This window comes from Arthrobacter glacialis (genome assembly GCF_002909415.1).
GTDB lineage: Bacteria > Actinomycetota > Actinomycetes > Actinomycetales > Micrococcaceae > Specibacter > Specibacter glacialis.
The window spans coordinates 126,582-144,865 of the sequence record NZ_PPXB01000006.1; the positions used below are offsets into that span (position 1 = coordinate 126,582).

Genomic DNA, 18,284 nt, shown 5'->3' on the forward strand with positions numbered 1-18,284 from the left:
TGGTTGTGGGTGTTCTTGATCAGGATGCAAGGACGGCTTGCGCCGCGGTACCACCTCGCTTACCACCCCCGTTTTTTACCCCGGGTGCGGCCGCTCATTAGCTGCTGTGACGGGCTTACCCGTCCGGTTCTACTGACACCTTCCATGAGGGTGTGTTCTTCCGGAAGCTCACCGGTGATGGCCGGGTCAACGCTTTGCTGGCAAGTCTACTAGATGCGGCCGCTGTCTGTGTTTGTTAGCTGCGGATCAGCTTGTGGTTGGCGGCCTGGGCCACGGGGCGCACCACAATCTGGTCCAAGTTGATGTGGTGGGGAAGCCCGACGGCGTAGCTCACCACATCTGCCACGTCCGCACCGGTCAGGGGCGCTGCCACGCCTTCGTAGACTTTCTTGGCGGCTTCGGCGTCACCAGCCAGACGGTTGAGGGCGAATTCCTCGGTCTGCACCAGGCCCGGTACCACCTCGATGACGCGCAGGTTGTTTGCCACCTCTTCCAGCCGCAGGGCACTGGTGATGGCGTGTTGGGCAAACTTGGCCGCGTTGTAGCCGGCGCCGCCCTCGTAAGCTGCCAGGGCCGCGGTGGAGGTCAGGTTCAAAACCGTGCCATGGCCGTGGGCGCGTAGGGCCGGCAGGAAGGCCTGGACCATTTTCATGGTGCCCAGGACGTTGACCTGATACATCCAGTCCCAGTCCTCTGCCTTGGCGGTGGCCAGATGGTCGGTGCCACGGGCGCCGCCTGCAATGTTGATCAGTGTATCCAGGCCGCCATGGGCAGCCACGAAATCCACGAGGGCCGCGACGTCTTCGTCCCTGGTCACATCCGCGGCAAACGCCAGGGCGCCTGTCTCCTGGGCCAACTTTTCAAGCCGGTCGGCACGGCGGGCTACTGCAACGACTGTCCAGCCATCGGCGCGAAGTTTACGGACAGTTGCTGCTCCTATGCCTGAACTGGCGCCGGTGACAACTGCATGCTTGGAAGTGTTTTCAGCCATGACTTAAATGTAGCGTGCCGGGGACGGGCTCCTGATTCATGCTGGGTGTTTGAGGAATTCCAGCAGCACCGCCGCCTGGTTATGCTGCGTGTCCTTGGCACCATAGAGCAGCACCACATGCTGGTGGCCGGCAATGACGTCACGCAGCTGTGCCATGGCCGGGTTGGCTCGCAACTCGGCGGTGTAGTCACGTGTGAAGGTTTCGAAGCGCTCGGGCACGTGGTCAAAGTCATTCCGCACTTGTGCACTGGGGGCCACGTCCTTGAGCCAGAGGTCAATCTTGTCCTTCTTGACTCCGCGCGGCCACAGCCTGTCCACCAGAACGCGGTACTCGCCCGCATCCGGCTCCTCATAAACACGCAATATCCGCACTGTGCCCACGACCGCATCATAGCCCTGCGTCCAGTCATCCCCGACTGAAGCCATGAACTTATGCACCAAATCGGCCGCCAGTTCTGCGCATAAGTTCAGTCGACTGAACTTATGCGCAGAACTCGCGTTGGGTTGTGCGCATGAGTGTTCATGCGCGGAACCCAGCATGAGTTCCGCGCATAATTTTCGGAGGTGCCTGCGTGCTGCGTCAGGCCGAATACAGCTCCCTGGCCTGCGCCACACTGGCGTCGCGCGGCAGGAAGTACTCGCACTGCCACTTCTGGGTGCGCCGGGCCTGGACACTGGTGGTCACCACATCGGGCGCATAGACGCGCATGGCCCGTTTGCCGCCTTTCCCGTCCACTGACACCACACCATGGCGAGCCAACGCGCCCAGGGGGAACACGAACTCACCCAGCCCCGCACCCAAGGCGGCCTGGACAACGAACAGTTCAACGCCGTCGTGCATGTCAAAGGGGCGGATGGGACCCTCCAGGGAACGCTGCCACAGGGTGACAAACTGTCCCGCCTTGGTGGGAGTGGTCTTGGCAACACGAAAAATGGCGGACCGGCCGCCCAACGTCAGCCGATGCGCGCAATACTCGGCGCTTTCCGTCTCGGGGACCACATCGGCCCACGCCAGACCCGCCTTGTGCCACTGTTGCTGCGCGCTCTCAGGAATTTTCACGAGCACCATTCTCCTGCAGAATCCTGCTTCCGGGTCAACTCATGAAAGAATCGAAAAATGGCTGAAATCATTCCGGGCACAGACACGCCCGCACCCACCACAAACAACGTTCCCGACAAGCCCGTTTTGGAGGGACTCGAGGAGTCTCTGACCAAGCGCTGGCTGGACGAGGGCACCTACAAGTTTGACCGTGAGACCACCCGTGAGCAGGTGTACTCCATTGACACTCCCCCGCCCACGGCATCCGGATCCTTGCACGTGGGTCACATGTTCTCCTACACGCAGACCGATGTGCTGGCCCGTTTCCAGCGCATGAACGGCAAGAACGTCTTCTACCCCATGGGTTGGGATGACAACGGGCTGCCCACCGAGCGCCGCGTGCAGAACTACTACGGTGTCCGTTGCGATCCGAAGATCTCCTACGACGCCGACTACCGCGCACCGGCGACCCCCGCCAAGAACCAGCGCGACTTCGACGTCATCTCGCGCAAGAACTTCATTGAACTGTGTGAAGAACTGGCCGTGGAGGACGAGAAGGTCTTTGAGCACCTGTTCCAGACCTTGGGCCTGTCCGTTGACTGGGACCTGACCTACCGCACCATTGATGACCATTCCCGTGCCGTCTCCCAGCGAGGGTTCCTGGCGAACCTGACCGCGGGCGACGCGTACATGGCTGAAGCGCCCACACTGTGGGATGTCACCTTCCGCACGGCAGTTGCCCAGGCAGAGCTGGAAGACCGCGAAATGCCCGGCGCGTACTACCGCTACCCGTTCTACGCCGAAGACGGCACCAAGATTTACATTGAGACCACGCGACCGGAACTGCTGGCTGCTTGCTCGGCGCTGGTAGCGAATCCGGACGACGAGCGCTACAAGCCGCTCTTTGGCAAGAAGGTCACCTCCCCCCTGTTCGGTGTTGAGGTGGAGGTTCGCCCGCACGCCCTGGCCAAGGCCGACAAGGGCTCAGGCATCGCCATGGTGTGCACCTTCGGTGACCTCACCGACGTCATCTGGTGGCGTGAACTGCAGCTGCCCACCCGCGCCATTGTGGGCCGTGACGGCCGCATCCTGGGCGACACCCCCGAGTGGATCACCACCGAGGAAGGCCGCGAGAACTACGCCAAGATTGCTGGCAAGACAGTCTTCAGCGCGAAGGAAAGCGTTGTGGAAATGCTCACTGAGGCAGATCTGCTCGACGGCGAGATCAAGAAGATCATGCACCCCGTGAACTTCTTCGAAAAGGGCGACAAGCCCCTGGAGATCGTCTCTTCCCGCCAGTGGTACATCCGCAACGGTGGCCGCGACGAGGACCGCCGCGAACGCCTGATCAACCGCGGCAAGGACATTGAGTTCCACCCGGCCTTCATGCGCTCACGCTACGACAACTGGATCTCCGGGCTGAACGGCGACTGGCTCGTTTCACGCCAGCGCTTCTTCGGCGTGCCGGTTCCCGTGTGGTACCCCCTGGATGCCGATGCCAACCCGGACTACGACCACCCCATCCTGCCCACCACGGAAATGCTGCCGGTTGACCCCGCAGCAGATGCAGCTCCGGGCTACACCGAGGATCAGCGCAACGTCGCCGGCGGCTTCGTTGGCGACGCCGACGTGCTGGACACCTGGGCCACGTCGTCCCTGACACCGCAGATTGTGGGCGGTTGGGGCGTTGACGAGGACCTGTTCGGGAAGGTTTACCCCTTCGACCTGCGCCCTCAGGGCCACGACATCATCCGCACCTGGTTGTTCTCCTCCGCCGTACGCGCCGACGCCCTGCAGGGCAACGCGCCGTGGAAGCACGCCGCCATCTCCGGTTGGATCCTTGACCCGGACCGCAAAAAGATGTCCAAGTCCAAGGGCAACGTGGTGGTTCCCACCGACGTGCTCAACGACTTTGGTGCCGATGCAGTCCGCTACTGGGCAGCCTCCGCCAAGCTCGGCGCCGACACCGCGTACGAGATTGCGCAGATGAAGATTGGCCGCCGCCTGGCGATCAAGCTCCTGAACGCCTCCAAGTTTGTGCTAAACCTTGGCGCCACGGAGGCCAATGTGCTCAGTGCCGACACAGCAGTTCTCAGCAACCCGCTGGATCGCGCCCTGTTGGCGCAGCTGGCCGAGGTTGTGCGCTCGTCAACGGCCGCGTTTGAGAAGTACGACTACGCCCGGGCCCTGCAGTTGAGCGAGAGCTTCTTCTGGCACTTCACGGACGACTATGTTGAGCTCATCAAGGACCGTGCTTACGGTGCCGAGGGCGACGCCGGACAGGCTTCCGTTTTGGCTGCCCTGGCCACCACGCTGGATTCGCTGCTGCGCCTGTTCGCACCGTTCCTGCCGTTCGCCACGGAGGAAGTGTGGAGCTGGTGGCGTGCCGATTCGGTGCACCGCGCCGCGTGGCCGGTTGCCGTTGAAGTGCTCGACGGCGACACCACCTTGCTGGCCACCGTCGGGGACGCGCTGAGCGGCATCCGCAAGGCCAAGTCCGAGGCGAAGGTCAAGCAGCGCACCCAGGTGCTCCGCGCCACCGTTACAGCCCGCGAGGTCCAGGCCGCGCAGTTGACGGCCGGCCTGGGTGACTTGAAGGCTGCCTCCAACGCCCTTGAAATCACCATTGCCGTGGGCGACGGCGAACTCACCGTGAGCGACGTCGAGCTGGCGCCCGCTGAGGAGCCCGTACAGGCTTAGCCCCCTCCAACTGGCCCGCAGAAAACGCCGAAAAATCACGTTTTACGTGTGTTTTTCGGCGTTTTCTGCGGGTCAGATGTGTTTAATCGGGGAGTTCAGTTGGCGGCGGACCAACTTCTTCAGGCCCTTTTTTGGCGGCACCCGAACCGGCTCCGGCCAGCGCGGAGTCAACGTATCCCCCAAGGTGGTGCCCCGGAGCTTGCGGCCAAACATGGGCAGCACCCAGTCGGTGACCCACAGGTACTGCTCACTGGTCCGCTGTCTGACTCCCCGAGGCGCCCTGCGTCCATGTTTGTGCACGATTCCGTGCGACACACCCAAAGCGTCAAGAACTTGGGCGGCAAGGTACTTGTGCCCGGCCTTGGACATATGGAGCCTGTCCGGTCCCCACATGCGCGGATTGGCGTACGCCCCTAATTCTGCGTAGTCCACCAAAACCGCACCATGCTTTGCGGCAATGCGCCGGACCCCGTCATTGTAGGCATGGTTCTTGCGCCGCAACGGGCCCAGAAGAGGCGAAACCTCCACGTCGTATCCGGTAAAGAGCAGCAGGGTGGCGCCCGTCCGAGCAAGTTCCGCCACAAGGTCTTCATAGCGGCCCAGGATGTCAGCAACCCTGGTGCCCACATCCATCACGTCATTGCCACCGGCGTAGAGGGTGATGAGGGTAGGCTCCATGGCGACTGCCGGCTCCAGCTGCTCGGCGATGATGTGCCGCAGCCGTTTGCTGCGGATGGCCAGGTTGGCGTACTCCCATCCGGGCATTTCTCGCGCAAGTGCCTCGGCCACACGGTCGGCCCAGCCCCTAACCCCGTTGGGCAGATGGACGCTGGCATCCCCCACGCCTTCGGTAAACGAGTCGCCAAGTGCCACGTACCGTCCCGGGACGCTCGGGAGCCAAGGCTCGTTCGGGTTCATGCGTCCCTACGCAGCGGCCTGGGACAACCCAGCGGAGGGCACATTCTTGGCAAGAACCTGGCCGCGTCCTATCCCGTGATACTCCCACCCGGCCGCCTGCCACGCTGCGGCATCGAGTGCGTTGCGCCCATCCAGCATCACCGGCCGCTGCACCAGTGCGGCAGTCAGCGCCGGATCAAGCGACAGGAATTGCGGCCATTGCGTCAGCAACAGCACCATGTCGGCGCCACGCAGGGCCAAACTGACGTCGCTTTGAAAGGTAAGTTGCGGATACTGCAGCCATACGTGGTCCCCCGCCTGCGGATCGGTGACTGTCACGTGCGCACCCTGCGCCGCAAGCTGGCTGGCCACATCCAACGCAGGGGAATCCCTGATGTCATCCGTGTTCGGTTTGAAGGTGGCGCCGAGAACCGTAATGGCCCGTCCCCGGACCGAACCACCACACAGCCGGACCGCCGCCTCGGCCGTGTGGTAGCGGGCATCGGCATTGATGCCGTCGACCAGGGACAGCATCTCATCAAGGGACTCAACCCCATTCCGATGAGCCTGTGCCCTGAAGGAACGCAAATCCTTGGGCAAGCAGCCGCCGCCGAATCCAACCCCTGCGTGGAAGTAGCGCCCGCCAATGCGCTCATCCAGCCCCAGCGCCTGGGACAGCTGTACGACGTCGGCCCCCACCTGCTCGCATAGCTGACCCACTGCATTGACGTAAGAAAGTTTCAGGGCCAAGAAGGCATTCGCGGACACCTTGATCAGTTCCGCTGTGGCGAAGTTGGTGACCAGCCGTGGGGTGCCACGTGCCAGCAGTGGTGCGTAGACGACGTCAAGCATTGAGCAAGCTTGGGTGCCCTTGGCATCACTGGGCACTCCATAGACCAGCCGGTCCGGAGCCAGAGAATCCTGAACAGCTGTTCCCTGGCGCAGAAATTCCGGGTTCCAGGCCAGGGCTGCTCCTGTGTCAAGGAGCATTTGCGCCACGATGGCTGCAGTTCCGACAGGCACTGTTGACTTGCCAACCACCACGGCACCGGGGCGCACATGCGGGAGCAGGGCTGATACGGCGGACAGGAGGAAACTCAGGTCGGTATCATTGCCCGTCCTGGATTGGGGTGTGCCAACACAGAGGAAATGAACATCGGCATCCGCCAGACGGGCCGGGTCTGTGGAGAAGGTGAGCCGGCCGCTGCTGTGCCCGTCCTGAAGCAGCTCAGCCAAGCCGGGCTCGTGGAACGGGGCCGCGCCGCGGGCCAGCGTCTCGATCCGGGCGGCGTCTGTGTCGAGGCCAATCACATGGTGACCCATGGAGGCCAGCGTGGCCGCATGTACCGTGCCCAGATAGCCCGCGCCAATGACTGAAATTTTCATTTGATTCCTTTCAGCGCGGCGGTGAGCCGCGGGTGGTCTGCAATGGCTTGGTTGTATATGCCCATCAGCTGCTCGCAAACGACGGACCACTGGCGGCCCTGAACCTGCTCGTACGCTGCCGCACCAAAGGCGGCACGCTTCGCATCGTCGCCGATGAGGTCGCTGACGTAGCCCAGAAGTTGACCCAGATTGCCCGGGGCGTAGAGCCAGCCCGTGCGGGAGGAATCAACCAGATCCACGGGGCCGCCCTTGCCGGTGGCTATGACGGGGACACCCGAGGCCATGGCCTCTTGAATGGTCTGGCAAAAAGTTTCCAACTCACCAGGGTGCACAAAAAGGTCAAAGGACGCCATGGCTGTAGCAAGGTCTTCTCCCCCAAGGAATCCGGTGAAGTACGCATGGGGCAGGACCGATTCGAGCATTTCGCGCTGCGGCCCGTCGCCGACTATGACGAGCGTGGAATTGGGGACGGAGGCGAGCACAGCCAGATCCTCAACCTGTTTCTCCAAGGCCAGCCGACCCACATAGCCAATGATCTTGTGGCCCGCAGGCGCCACTTTCCGGCGGAAAGCCACACTGCGCTTGCTGGGGTGGAAACGCTCGGTGTCCACGCCCCTGCGCCACAGCTCCACGCGTGGGATGCCATGGCCGCGCAGCTGGTTCAAGGAGTCCGTGGAGGGGGCCAGTGTTTTGGTGGCTGCCATGTGGATGCGTTCCACGCGGAGCCACGCCCAGTTTTCAAGGAACGGCAGCCCGTACTTGGCTGCATAACCGGGGACGTCGGTTTGGTAGACGGCCACCGAGGGAATGTCCAGCGCTGCCGCTGCCCTCACAGCCCTCCATCCAAGGACAAAGGGCGAGGCAAGGTGCACAACATCCGGCCCAAATTCGGCCAGAAGTGTTTTGACCCGAGCAACGCCGCCAACGGCAACACGGATGTTTCGGTACCCTGCCAAGGGGACCGCAGGCAGCCGCCTGACTGTTGCACCTTCAACCATTCCCGGGGCATTCTCCAAGGTGGATGGTGCTATGACCAGCACAGTATCACCGCGCTCATCCAGGTGCTGCATGATCTTCAGTAGTGAATGGGTCACCCCATTCATATCCGGCAGGAACGATTCAGCAACTATTGCAACCTTCACGGTTCAACCATGACCGGTCCAGGTTGACGCCGTGGGCCGCTGGCGAAACGTTGCGGTGAAGAGTGGGTGAACAGGCTGATGGCCGGTTCGTTTTTGGGCAAAGGGGAAGCCCCATCGGCTTGTTGCCGTCGGTGGGGCTTCGACTTTCATCCCGCTACGTGACGATTAGCGGTCTAACGGGTGCCATTAACTTTCAGGACTTTTCACCGCGTCACCGGTGTCAATGAACCTATGCGAGCATCCCGTCGAAACGGTATCTCATGTATCAGATGGTTCAGTCACTGAATTTCTGGTACCTGCTAGCCCTTTCCTTGGCGGATTGGGTAAGAACCAGTATGCGCCTGCCAAGAAGACAAAACAAGGGCCGGACCCAAATTACTTTAGTGTAATTTGCTCCGGCCCCGTGCTGCACAAATTACCCGAACTGGGGGTCCTCGGTGCGGCTGCGCTTGATCTCGAAGAAGAACGGGAAACTGGCCAACGTGACGGTGGCGTCCCACAGCTTGCCGGCTTCCTCACCGCGCGGGATGCGGGTGATGACAGGGCCAAAGAACGCCGTGCCGTTGAAGGAAACAATGGGTGTGCCCACGTCCTGGCCCACCTTGCTGATGCCATCGGCGTGGCTGGCGCGCAGCGCCACATCGTAAGCATCTGTGGCGGCTGCTGCTGCGAGTTCGGCGGGCAGGCCCACCTCGGCCAGCGACTTGGCGATGACGTCAGCCATGTCCGTGTTGCCATTGTTGTGGATCTGGGTACCCATGGCGTCGTACAGCGGCTTGATGACCTGCTCCCCGTGCTCTTGCACGGCCGCAATAATGACACGAACCGGGCCCCATGCCTTATCCATGCGCTCCCTGTACGCCTCGGGCAGGTCCTGGTTGTTTTCATTGAGCACCGAAAGGCTCATGACGTGCCAGTCAACCTTGATGTTGCGGACTTGCTCCACCTCGCCAATCCAACGTGAGGTCACCCAGGCGAACGGGCAGGCGGGGTCAAACCAAAAATCGGCGGCTTCAGGGGCAACTGCAACGTTCTCGGACACGTTAAATCTCCTAGGTGGTTCGTGGATTCAAAAGGCCATGAGGGCAATGAGCCCATAGTTCCAACAACCAGAATGGCCACGGGTCTATTCCGCAGCAGCAGGGAGCGCCTTAGGCTGACTTGTTCCTGCGCTTGGCGGCCACTTCATGAGGGATCAGCGTGGGCTCCGATTTCTTCCCGACGACGTCGGCAGTGATCACCACGGTGGCAATATCCTCACGGCTGGGCAGGTCAAACATGACCGGCTGGAGCACTTCTTCCAAGATGGCACGCAGGCCGCGGGCTCCGGTGCCACGCACCAGCGCCAAATCGGCGATGGCCGTCAGGGCCTCGTCGTCAAACTCAAGGTCAACGCCGTCGATCCTGAACATTTTTTGGTACTGCTTGACCAGCGCGTTCTTCGGCTCCGTCAGGATCTGAATCAGTGCGGGGCGGTCCAGCTGGGTGACGGTGGTAATGACAGGCAGGCGGCCAACGAACTCCGGGATCAAACCAAATTTGAGGAGGTCCTCGGGCATGACGTCGGCGTAGCTGGCCTCCGTCTGCTTGAGTGCACTGAGCGGGGCACCAAAGCCGATGCCTTTCTTGCCTGCGCGTGAGCCGATGATTTCTTCCAAACCGGCGAAGGCACCGGCCACAATGAACAACACATTGGTGGTGTCGATCTGGATGAATTCCTGGTGCGGGTGCTTGCGGCCGCCCTGCGGCGGTACGGAGGCAACTGTTCCTTCAAGAATTTTCAGCAGAGCCTGCTGCACGCCCTCACCGGAAACGTCACGGGTGATGGAGGGGTTCTCGGACTTGCGCGAAATTTTATCAATCTCATCAATGTAAATAATGCCCTGCTCGGCCTTCTTCACATCAAAATCGGCCGCCTGGATGAGCTTGAGCAGAATGTTCTCAACGTCCTCACCCACATACCCGGCCTCAGTCAAGGCGGTGGCGTCGGCGACGGCGAACGGAACGTTCAGGCGTCGGGCCAGGGTCTGCGCCAGGTAGGTCTTGCCGCAGCCGGTGGGGCCCACCAAAAGAATATTGGACTTGGCGATCTCGACGTCATCGTGGACGCCGCTGGAAATGGTGTTGCTCTTGACGGCGTGCCCGGACTGAATGCGCTTGTAGTGGTTGTACACGGCAACGGCCAACGACCGTTTGGCGGGTTCCTGACCAACGACGTATTCCTGCAGGAAGTCAAAGATCTCCCGAGGCTTGGGCAGGTCGAAGGCGTCCAGATCGGCTACTTCTGCCAGTTCCTCATCGATAATCTCATTGCATAATTCAATGCATTCATCACAAATATAGACACCGGGGCCGGCAATGAGTTTGCGAACCTGTTTCTGGCTCTTTCCACAAAAAGAACACTTCAGCAGATCGGTGCTTTCGCCCATCCTGGCCATCGATGTGTCCTTCCGCGAATAACCCGCCGGGGGCGTTGTTATCTCTGAAACTCTATTCGTTGCCGGCTCGTGCCGGAAACGTCCTACAAGCTAAGTTCTACTCTAATCCACGCCATGGACATTGAGTGGAAAGCAAACGCCGGAACAAGGGAATGTCGTGTCCCCTGTCCCGGCGGTTGTCCCCACGGAATCTAGCGTGTGATCGCTGGTGCCTTCATCTTGCGCGGCGCCAATACTTCATCGATCAGACCGTATTCCTTGGCCTGGGCGGCCGTAAGAATGTTGTCACGCTCAATGTCATTGCTGACCTGCTCCGGCGTGCGGCCGGACAGATCCGCCAAGGTGTTCTCCAGCCATTCACGCATGCGCATGACCTCGTTCGCCTGGATCTCCAGGTCAGAAGCCTGGCCGCCCTGGCCGCCAGAGAGTGCCGGCTGGTGGATCAGCACGCGGGCGTTGGGCAGGGCCAACCGCTTGCCGGGGGCACCGGCCGCGAGCAGCACGGCTGCTGCGGAGGCAGCTTGGCCCAGGCAGACGGTCTGGATTTCCGGGCGGATGAACTGCATGGTGTCGTAAATGGCCGTCATGGCCGTGAACGATCCGCCGGGAGAGTTGATGTAGAGGGTGATGTCACGGTCAGTGTCATCGGCTTCCAGCACGAGAAGCTGAGCCATGACGTCGTCGGCCGATGCGTCATCAACCTGGACACCGAGGAAAATGATCCGGTCCTCGAAAAGCTTGGTGTACGGGTCCTGGCGCTTGAAGCCGTAAGGTGTGCGCTCCTCGAACTGCGGGAGCACGTAGCGGCTGGAGGGCAGGTTGCCGGCAGTGTGGCCAAAAGCTGTGCTGCCAAAGTTGTAAGTCATGATCGGTTGCTCCTGAAATCTTAGTTTCTCTTTGGCTTGCTTTACTTGGCGTTGGTTCCGCCGCCACCGGCAACGGTTCCTGCGTGACGGGCGATCTTGTCGAAGAAGCCGTATTCCAGAGCCTGCTCGGCCGTAAACCACTTGTCGCGGTCGTTGTCGATGAGGATCTTCTCAACACTCTGGCCGGTCTGCTCTGCTGTCAGTTCAGCCATGACCTTCTTCATGTGCAGGATCAATTCGGCCTGGATCTTGATGTCCGACGCCGTTCCGCCAATGCCGCCTGAAGGCTGGTGCATGAGGATGCGTGCGTTGGGTGTCGCGTAGCGCTTGCCCTTGGTGCCCGAGGAGAGCAGGAACTGTCCCATGGAGGCGGCCAGGCCGGTGGCGACCGTGACGACGTCGTTGGGGATGAACTCCATGGTGTCGTAGATGGCCATGCCGGCCGTCACCGAGCCACCGGGTGAGTTGATGTAAAGGTAGATGTCCTTTTCAGGATCCTCAGCCGAGAGCAGCAGCAGCTGCGAGCAGATCAGGTTGGCGTTGTCATCGCGGACCTCTGAACCCAACCAAATGATGCGTTCTTTGAGCAGGCGGTTGTAGATGTACTGGTCCGAACCGGACGGGTCCGCGCTAGCCATCGTGGGGGTGGTGTGCTGTGCCATGGTGGGTTTACCTCTCCTTCGTGCGGTCCGCCGGGCGAGCCCAACGTAACCATCACTAATGTTCACTACTTGGACAGTAGCCCTTTTTGGCGGCGCTTTGGGGTCCATCAGTACACTGTTCGCTGTCGGCGCACGATACCCGAAGAGGGGCGGTCGGCGGGAATAAACCGGGGCCGTGGACCCAGCTTTCGGAGTAGTTGGGTGAGGGCAGAAAAAAACCGTTGCCGGCTCCTTCGAGAAGGAACCGGCAACGGTTGGAAAAACTATTTACCCCTGAACGGGGAGCACACTAGATGCGAACTTCGCCCGGATCAGTAACTGCTGTGGGCTCAATGACGTCATCTTCGGTGGTCTCGTCTTCTTCGGAAGCAACCGAGACAAAGTCAGTCAGGTCTACTGCAGCGCCGGCAGAATCCTTGACGGATGCCTTGGCCAGAACAGCTGCCAGAGCCTTGCGGCGGCGAACTTCGCCAACAATCATGTTGACCTGGCCGGAGGAGTCCAGCATCTGAGCGAACTGGTTCGGGTCCATGCCGTACTGGCTGGCGGAGGAAACGATGTAGTCGATCAGTTCAGCCTGGCTGACGCTGATCTCTTCCTTCTCAGCGATCGCGTCGAGGATGATCTCGTTGCGGAAAGCCTTTTCGGTGTTTTCCTTGACCTCGGCGCGGTGCTCGTCGGTGTCGTGCTCTTCGGTGCCGTGTGCGTTCTCAGGCTTGAAGTGCTGCTCCAGCTGATCAGCGATCACGGAATCAGGGACGGGAACCTCAACGAGCTCAACGAGCTTCTCGAGGACCTTGTCACGAGCTTCAACGCCCTGCTCAACAGTCTTGGACTCGGCGGCCTGCTTGGCCAAGTCTTCCTGCAGTTCAGCGATGGTGTCGAACTCGGAAGCCAACTGAGCGAAGTCGTCGTTTGCCTCGGGCAATTCGCGGACCTTCACGGAGGATACCTTGACGGTGACCTGTGCTTCTTCACCAGCGTGCTCGCCACCGGCAAGCTTGGTGTTGAAGATTGCTTCTTCGCCGGCGGAGAGGCCTGTTGCTGCCTCGTCCAAGCCGTCAAGCATGTTGCCTGCACCGATCTGGTAGGAAAGGTCGGACGCGGAGTCAACCTCTTCGCCGTCGATCTTGGCGGCGATGTCGATGGTGAGGAAGTCATCCTCGACAGCCGGGCGGTCAACAGCGATCAAGGTGCCGAAGCGGGCGCGCAGCTCGTCCAGTGCCTTGGTGGTGTCGGCGTCGTCAGCTTCAACAGCTGCAACCTCAACCTCGATGCCCTCGTAATCAGGCAGTTCGATCTCGGGGCGGATGTCCAGTTCAACGTGGAACTTGACGACACCGTCGGTGCCTGTGGGATCGGGAACCTCGGTGATTTCAACCTCGGGACGGCTCAAAGGCACGAGCTTGTTCTCGACAACAGCTTCCTGGTACCAGCCGTTGAGGCCGGAGTTGATGGCTGTTTCCAGAACGTAGCCCCGGCCAACGCGCTGGTCGATCAACGAGTTGGGGACCTTGCCCTTACGGAAGCCAGGCACCTGGACCTGCGTACCAATAGTCTTGTAAGCCTCTTTAATGCTGGGCTTCAATTCCTCAAAAGAAACCTCAACATCGAGCTTTACCCGAGTAGGTGTGAGGTTTTCGACAGCGCTCTTCACAGCGTGGTACTCCTGATGGTCTGTTGATGGATATATTGGCCCAGCACATGGGCAGTCACTGACCAAACGTGAACCGGATAATGCTGAAGTCGGGGCGACAGGACTCGAACCTGCGATTTCCTGCTCCCAAAGCAGGCGCGCTAGCCACTACGCTACGCCCCGTAGTTGCCCGGAACAGTCTACGGGCAAAAGTTCTCAGATGCACAATCGGCACTCCCCCGCGCGCCGTTTGCCTGTTTTTGCGTACGACGGCGGCTGCCTAGGTTTCGCTTTCACCGCACCCGCCACCAAACCCTCTCGCAGTATTGGTGCGATTTTGCCCAACGTTCTTGCAGCCAACCGCAGCCCCTTGCTTATGCGCCGTCGTGGGGTCCAGCACTGCGCATAGCCCAGGGACACTTTGTTTGTGCGCATCCGTGATGACGAGTTTGGCGCCAGCGTCAGAGCTGCGCCGTCGTGGGGTCCAGCACCGCGCATAGCCCAGGGACACTTTGTTTATGCGCATCCGTGATGACGAGTTTGGCGCCAGTGTCAGAGCTGCGCCGTCGTGGGGTCCAGCACTGCGCAGAGCCCAGGGAACCGGACGGCATGAAAAAATCCCCGGCCGACTGGCCAGGGATTTCGTTTATTTGGAGGGGGCGACGGGAATCGAACCCGCGTCATTAGTTTGGAAAACTAAGGCTTTACCATTAAGCTACGCCCCCGAATTTTTCGGCTTGCGGCCGAACAACTCCGTAACACTATCAACCATTTTGCCGGTCCTGCAAATCGATGGACGGCTGCCTTGAAAAATGCCGCCGTTCCCGCATTTTCACACTCAGTCGCCTTGGCAGGCCGGGCACCAATACAACTTCCGGCCGCCCAGCTCCTTCATGGCGATTTCAGTGCCGCAATGCCGGCAGGGCAGGCCCTCACGCTTGTACACATAGTGGGCATCCTCTACCGGGACGTCCTGGTTGGGGCGCGATGGCGTCGCTGCGACAGAAGTTGCGCCTGAACCCGCGTGACCCACGCCGACGCCAAGGCCTGATGGCCGGTCACACAGCTCGGTGGTGATGATGCGGCCGTCGCGCACACCGTCGGCCATGATGAGCGCCGTGTCATCCCAGAGCGCCTGCGCCTCCTCGCCCTGCAAGCTGGTGCCGGGGAGCATCGGATCAAGACCCAAACGGAACAGGACTTCTGCCCGGTAGACGTTGCCCACGCCGGCCAGGACATCCTGTTTCATGAGCTGCCCGGCGATACTGGTGCTGCTTTTGCGGATCCTGCGAACAAACTCCGCGGAGTCACTTGGGCCGTTGTTTAGGGGATCGGGGCCCAATTTGTTGCGTGCCGCGATCGCTTCGGCCGGTGTGACCACTTCGCAGGCGGTGGGGCCGCGCAGATCAGCCCAGCCATGCTCCGAGACCAGCCGGACACGCACCGCACCCTTGGGTTCCGGAGGCCCGGCGTAGTCCCCACGTCCTCCCCGATCGTCATCGGCGACTTCCTGCTCGCCGATGCGCCGCGGCGCACCAATGCTGGAGGCTCCTGCAAAGGTGGAGTCGCCACCAAAATCCCACGCCCCGTAGAGGCCAAGGTGCACGCGCATCACCAGATCGTGCGAAAAATACAGGAACATTTGCTTGCCGTGGGCTTGTGCAGTGTCCAAGACGTGCCCGTCAATCTTCGCGGCGCCAGCGGCAAACTTCCCCTGCGGGCTGGAGACGGCCAGCCTGGCCCCACCAAAAACGTCTTGGAACTGCCGGGCCAAACGGTGCACTGAATGGCCCTCAGGCATGGCTTCTCCTAGGCATGACGATCAGACATGGCGGTCGGAACAGGACGGTCGGAACAGAGCGGCCCCCAAATGCGGGAGCCAAAAAGCTAGTCGACGACTTCGCCGGTGGTCTCGTACGTGGCGATCTTGCCGATGCGGCGCACGTGGCGCTCGGCGTCGCTGAACGGCTCGGCCAGGAAAGCTTCGATGATCTCCGTGGCTTCTTCAACACTGTGCTGGCGGCCGCCCACGGCAACCACGTTGGCGTCGTTGTGCTCGCGGGCCAACTTTGCCGTGGAAAGGTTCCACGCCAGTGCCGCACGGACGCCCTTGACCTTGTTCGCGGCAATCTGCTCGCCGTTGCCGGACCCGCCCAGCACAATGCCCAGTGCGTCAACGCCGGCAGCCTGGTCGGCAACCACTGCGAGCGCTGCGTTGATGCAGAAGGAGGGGTAGTCGTCCTCGGCGTCGTAGGCCTGTGGGCCGTGGTCAACCATGTCGTAGCCCTTGGCGGCCAAGGCTGTGATGAGGTGGGCGCTGAGCTCCATGCCGGCGTGGTCTGTTGCGATGTGAACGCGCATGAGGATTCCTTCGTCTGTGCGGGTGATTACGTCACGCTCAAGCCTACCCATGACGGTGCCACGTCCGGGACCGGTCAGTGCTGGCCCGGCGCCTTGCCCGCCCGACGGTTCAGGATCTGTGCCAGATCGTCGGCAATGTCCAGGTCCGGGGCACTGACAACCACTGTCCCGCCGTCACTTTGGCGAAGTACGACGGCGGCGCCCGAGTGTGTCAGGAAGGTGGCGGAGCCGCTGTGCTTGCGCAGGCCCCACCCTCCGTAGTCCTTGGCAACGATGTCCAGCGAAACCGCCGCATCCAGCCCTTCGCACGGTGCGATTAGCACGGGCACCAATCCCAGCAGTTTCACGCTCAGCTGTGCCCTGTCCACTTCCACGGTGGCACAGAGCATGCCAACTACGAGCAAGGCAAGCACGGCGGCTGCGACGAAGATCCAGGGGTTGATCAGGGCCAGAAACGTTCCCGGCAGGATGCCTGTCAGCAAGATCATGATGACCACAGAACTACGGGGGTGCAGGAAGTAGGCCAGCTTGTCATTGCTGGCTGCTGGATCCTTCGCGGCCTCCAACGCCCGCGCCATGGCCCTGTCATCGGCGGCGCTCCACTGTTCAACAGGTTTGAAGGTCATGGAGAGCACCACCCCCATGGCGGCAGCAAGACCGCACCCCATGAGGAGCACAAAGCCATCCACGCGCACTGGGGACAACCCGCCTTGTGCCCCTTGGCCCAGAAGTGTGGCCACGAAAAGGGTAAAGACCGCCAATTGCAGCGCCACGGCAACACCCAGGAGCACGCGCCGTGCAGTGGAAGGCAGGGAAATGCGGGCTCCCTGGCTGCCCAGACCGGCACCCAGCAGCAAGATCAGCGCAACCCCTATCCCCAGGAACGTCGGAACCGGCAGGGGGCTGCCTCCCAAGGGCGGCACCACACCATGGGGCAGCTGTGCCCTGATGAGGAAGCCGCCAAGGAGCAACGCTGCGGAGAGCAGCACGGCAAAGACGATGGCAAACCGCAACGCCCGCGCGTCCATGCGCCGCTCGTGCGTGGTGCCCTCTCCGCTGCCGTATCCCATGGCTTTAGTTTTTCACTGTTCCGGCAAGGACGTAAGCGTTAATGAGCGCGGCAGCTTCGCCGGCTGTTTCGGCATGGGGCATGGAGATAACAAACGTTTGGTGGAACCCGGACTTAATGACCACTGCCGGGCCATTGCCCATGATGAATCCAACGCTGCCGCCAGTCATCCTGTAGCCCCAGCCGCCGAAGTCCATGGCCTTGATATCCTCCACAGAAGCGGCACGTACTTCTTTCCATTGCAGCGGCATGACCTTGACGAACCCGCCAGCCAGCACCTTGACGCCGTCGGGCCCTATCACCACTGTGCCGTGGCAAAAGATCCACAGGATGGCGGCCAGCACCACACCCAGCAGGGCAAGAGCCGGGAAGATGAAATATGTACTCAGTGCCGTGATTGTGCCAACACTCAGACTCAGCACCCAGCTCCACGCACCCATGGACACCTTGATCTGCAGGGTTTCCCCACGCGCGGCCTGTGCCGCCGCTAGGGCACCGGCTGAACCGGCTGAACCGGCAGTTGCGGCAGCTTGATTGGCCGCCACCACCTCGGGGCTTTGCTCGCGGTCCACCTCGCCCGGCTTGTACAACCACGCCGCCCCGCAGCCACCAAGGAACGCCAGCCCCACACCAACGGCCATGACAGGTGCACTAAGTTCGGCTTTTGACGTGTCCACAATGTCGAGCTGCCCCGCAGCGACCGCTACGGACAGCGCCACCAGGCCCACGCCAAAAGCCACCCCGCTGCCCACGCCAACGCGGGCCAACAGCAGGGACTGCGCACGGAACAATAAGGCCAGCGGAGCAATGAACGCGCCCAGGGCGCCCATGCCCACAGCCATCAACACCGTACTCACCAGGGACATCCAGCCGTCCACCTCATTCTTGGCGTTCCAGTGGGAGGCCAGCTCAGCCGGCAGCCTGTCCGCCACCGTGAGCATCCACACCGCGGCCAGGACTCCCAGCAGCAATGGCCCCACAATCAGGCCAATCAACCACTGCCGGTTGTACGTTTTCTCCGCCTCAACACCACGCACTTGCTCCCCCACGAAAAACGGCCCACCTTCATACAATCGATCTAGTCATTCCATCAGGGC

At 61.4% G+C, this 18,284-nt stretch carries 16 protein-coding genes and 2 tRNA genes; 1 reads left to right on the forward strand and 17 read right to left on the reverse strand.

The annotated features are described in order from the left end of the window. Nucleotides 1-235 precede the first annotated feature (235 nt). From CVS28_RS09120 to CVS28_RS09130, 3 genes are all read right to left on the reverse strand, one after another. Complete coding sequence (locus CVS28_RS09120) at nucleotides 236-991, reverse strand: SDR family oxidoreductase (protein WP_103465514.1); 756 nt, start codon at nucleotides 989-991, stop codon at nucleotides 236-238. Between the two features lie 36 nt (nucleotides 992-1,027). Next, nucleotides 1,028-1,417 carry a DUF488 domain-containing protein gene (locus CVS28_RS09125; RefSeq protein WP_103481422.1) on the reverse strand — a complete coding sequence of 130 codons (390 nt, stop codon included), beginning with the start codon at nucleotides 1,415-1,417 and terminating at the stop codon, nucleotides 1,028-1,030. 154 nt (nucleotides 1,418-1,571) lie between these two features. Next, the gene (locus CVS28_RS09130; RefSeq protein WP_207797184.1) at nucleotides 1,572-2,051 is read right to left on the reverse strand and encodes a MepB family protein; all 480 of its coding nucleotides are present in this window, start codon (nucleotides 2,049-2,051) and stop codon (nucleotides 1,572-1,574) included. Nucleotides 2,052-2,108: 57 nt separating this feature from the next. Between CVS28_RS09130 and valS the strand changes: the two genes are divergently transcribed. Continuing rightward, complete coding sequence (valS, locus tag CVS28_RS09135) at nucleotides 2,109-4,730, forward strand: valine--tRNA ligase (protein ID WP_103465512.1); 2,622 nt, start codon at nucleotides 2,109-2,111, stop codon at nucleotides 4,728-4,730. A 72-nt stretch (nucleotides 4,731-4,802) separates the two neighbouring features. Here valS and CVS28_RS09140 read toward each other — a convergent pair whose 3' ends face one another. The 14 genes from CVS28_RS09140 to CVS28_RS09205 form a co-directional block, all read right to left on the reverse strand. Continuing rightward, complete coding sequence (locus CVS28_RS09140) at nucleotides 4,803-5,648, reverse strand: SGNH/GDSL hydrolase family protein (RefSeq protein WP_103481293.1); 846 nt, start codon at nucleotides 5,646-5,648, stop codon at nucleotides 4,803-4,805. A 6-nt stretch (nucleotides 5,649-5,654) separates the two neighbouring features. Then, complete coding sequence (locus CVS28_RS09145; protein WP_103481294.1) at nucleotides 5,655-7,013, reverse strand: UDP-glucose dehydrogenase family protein; 1,359 nt, start codon at nucleotides 7,011-7,013, stop codon at nucleotides 5,655-5,657. Continuing rightward, complete coding sequence (locus tag CVS28_RS09150; protein WP_103481295.1) at nucleotides 7,010-8,155, reverse strand: glycosyltransferase family 4 protein; 1,146 nt, start codon at nucleotides 8,153-8,155, stop codon at nucleotides 7,010-7,012. Before CVS28_RS09150 ends, CVS28_RS09145 begins: the two co-directional genes overlap by 4 nt. A 415-nt stretch (nucleotides 8,156-8,570) precedes the next feature. Further along, nucleotides 8,571-9,197: a mycothiol-dependent nitroreductase Rv2466c family protein gene (locus CVS28_RS09155; RefSeq protein WP_103465508.1), complete on the reverse strand. Its 627-nt coding sequence runs from the start codon at nucleotides 9,195-9,197 to the stop codon at nucleotides 8,571-8,573. Between the two features lie 109 nt (nucleotides 9,198-9,306). Further along, nucleotides 9,307-10,593 (reverse strand): ATP-dependent Clp protease ATP-binding subunit ClpX, encoded by a 1,287-nt coding sequence (gene clpX / locus CVS28_RS09160; RefSeq protein ID WP_103465507.1) that lies wholly within the window; start codon nucleotides 10,591-10,593, stop codon nucleotides 9,307-9,309. A 191-nt stretch (nucleotides 10,594-10,784) separates the two neighbouring features. Beyond that, nucleotides 10,785-11,459, reverse strand: coding sequence for an ATP-dependent Clp protease proteolytic subunit (locus tag CVS28_RS09165; RefSeq protein WP_103465506.1), 675 nt, complete (start codon nucleotides 11,457-11,459; stop codon nucleotides 10,785-10,787). Nucleotides 11,460-11,500: 41 nt separating this feature from the next. Further along, nucleotides 11,501-12,121 (reverse strand): ATP-dependent Clp protease proteolytic subunit, encoded by a 621-nt coding sequence (locus CVS28_RS09170; RefSeq protein WP_103465505.1) that lies wholly within the window; start codon nucleotides 12,119-12,121, stop codon nucleotides 11,501-11,503. Nucleotides 12,122-12,410: 289 nt separating this feature from the next. Continuing rightward, nucleotides 12,411-13,778 carry a trigger factor gene (gene tig, locus CVS28_RS09175; protein WP_103481296.1) on the reverse strand — a complete coding sequence of 456 codons (1,368 nt, stop codon included), beginning with the start codon at nucleotides 13,776-13,778 and terminating at the stop codon, nucleotides 12,411-12,413. An 89-nt stretch (nucleotides 13,779-13,867) separates the two neighbouring features. Then, nucleotides 13,868-13,940, reverse strand: a tRNA-Pro gene (locus CVS28_RS09180). A gap of 468 nt (nucleotides 13,941-14,408) precedes the next feature. Further along, nucleotides 14,409-14,482: transfer RNA gene (locus CVS28_RS09185), tRNA-Gly, on the reverse strand. Between the two features lie 113 nt (nucleotides 14,483-14,595). Continuing rightward, nucleotides 14,596-15,558: an Fpg/Nei family DNA glycosylase gene (locus CVS28_RS09190; RefSeq protein WP_103481297.1), complete on the reverse strand. Its 963-nt coding sequence runs from the start codon at nucleotides 15,556-15,558 to the stop codon at nucleotides 14,596-14,598. Nucleotides 15,559-15,644: 86 nt separating this feature from the next. Then, nucleotides 15,645-16,118 (reverse strand): ribose-5-phosphate isomerase, encoded by a 474-nt coding sequence (locus tag CVS28_RS09195; protein WP_103465502.1) that lies wholly within the window; start codon nucleotides 16,116-16,118, stop codon nucleotides 15,645-15,647. Between the two features lie 74 nt (nucleotides 16,119-16,192). Continuing rightward, on the reverse strand, nucleotides 16,193-17,188 hold the full coding sequence (locus tag CVS28_RS09200) for a hypothetical protein (RefSeq protein ID WP_103465501.1): 996 nt from the start codon (nucleotides 17,186-17,188) through the stop codon (nucleotides 16,193-16,195). A 4-nt stretch (nucleotides 17,189-17,192) separates the two neighbouring features. Beyond that, nucleotides 17,193-18,236, reverse strand: a complete 1,044-nt coding sequence (locus CVS28_RS09205; RefSeq protein WP_133159086.1) for a DUF1648 domain-containing protein — start codon at nucleotides 18,234-18,236, stop codon at nucleotides 17,193-17,195. Between the last annotated feature and the right edge of the window lie 48 nt (nucleotides 18,237-18,284).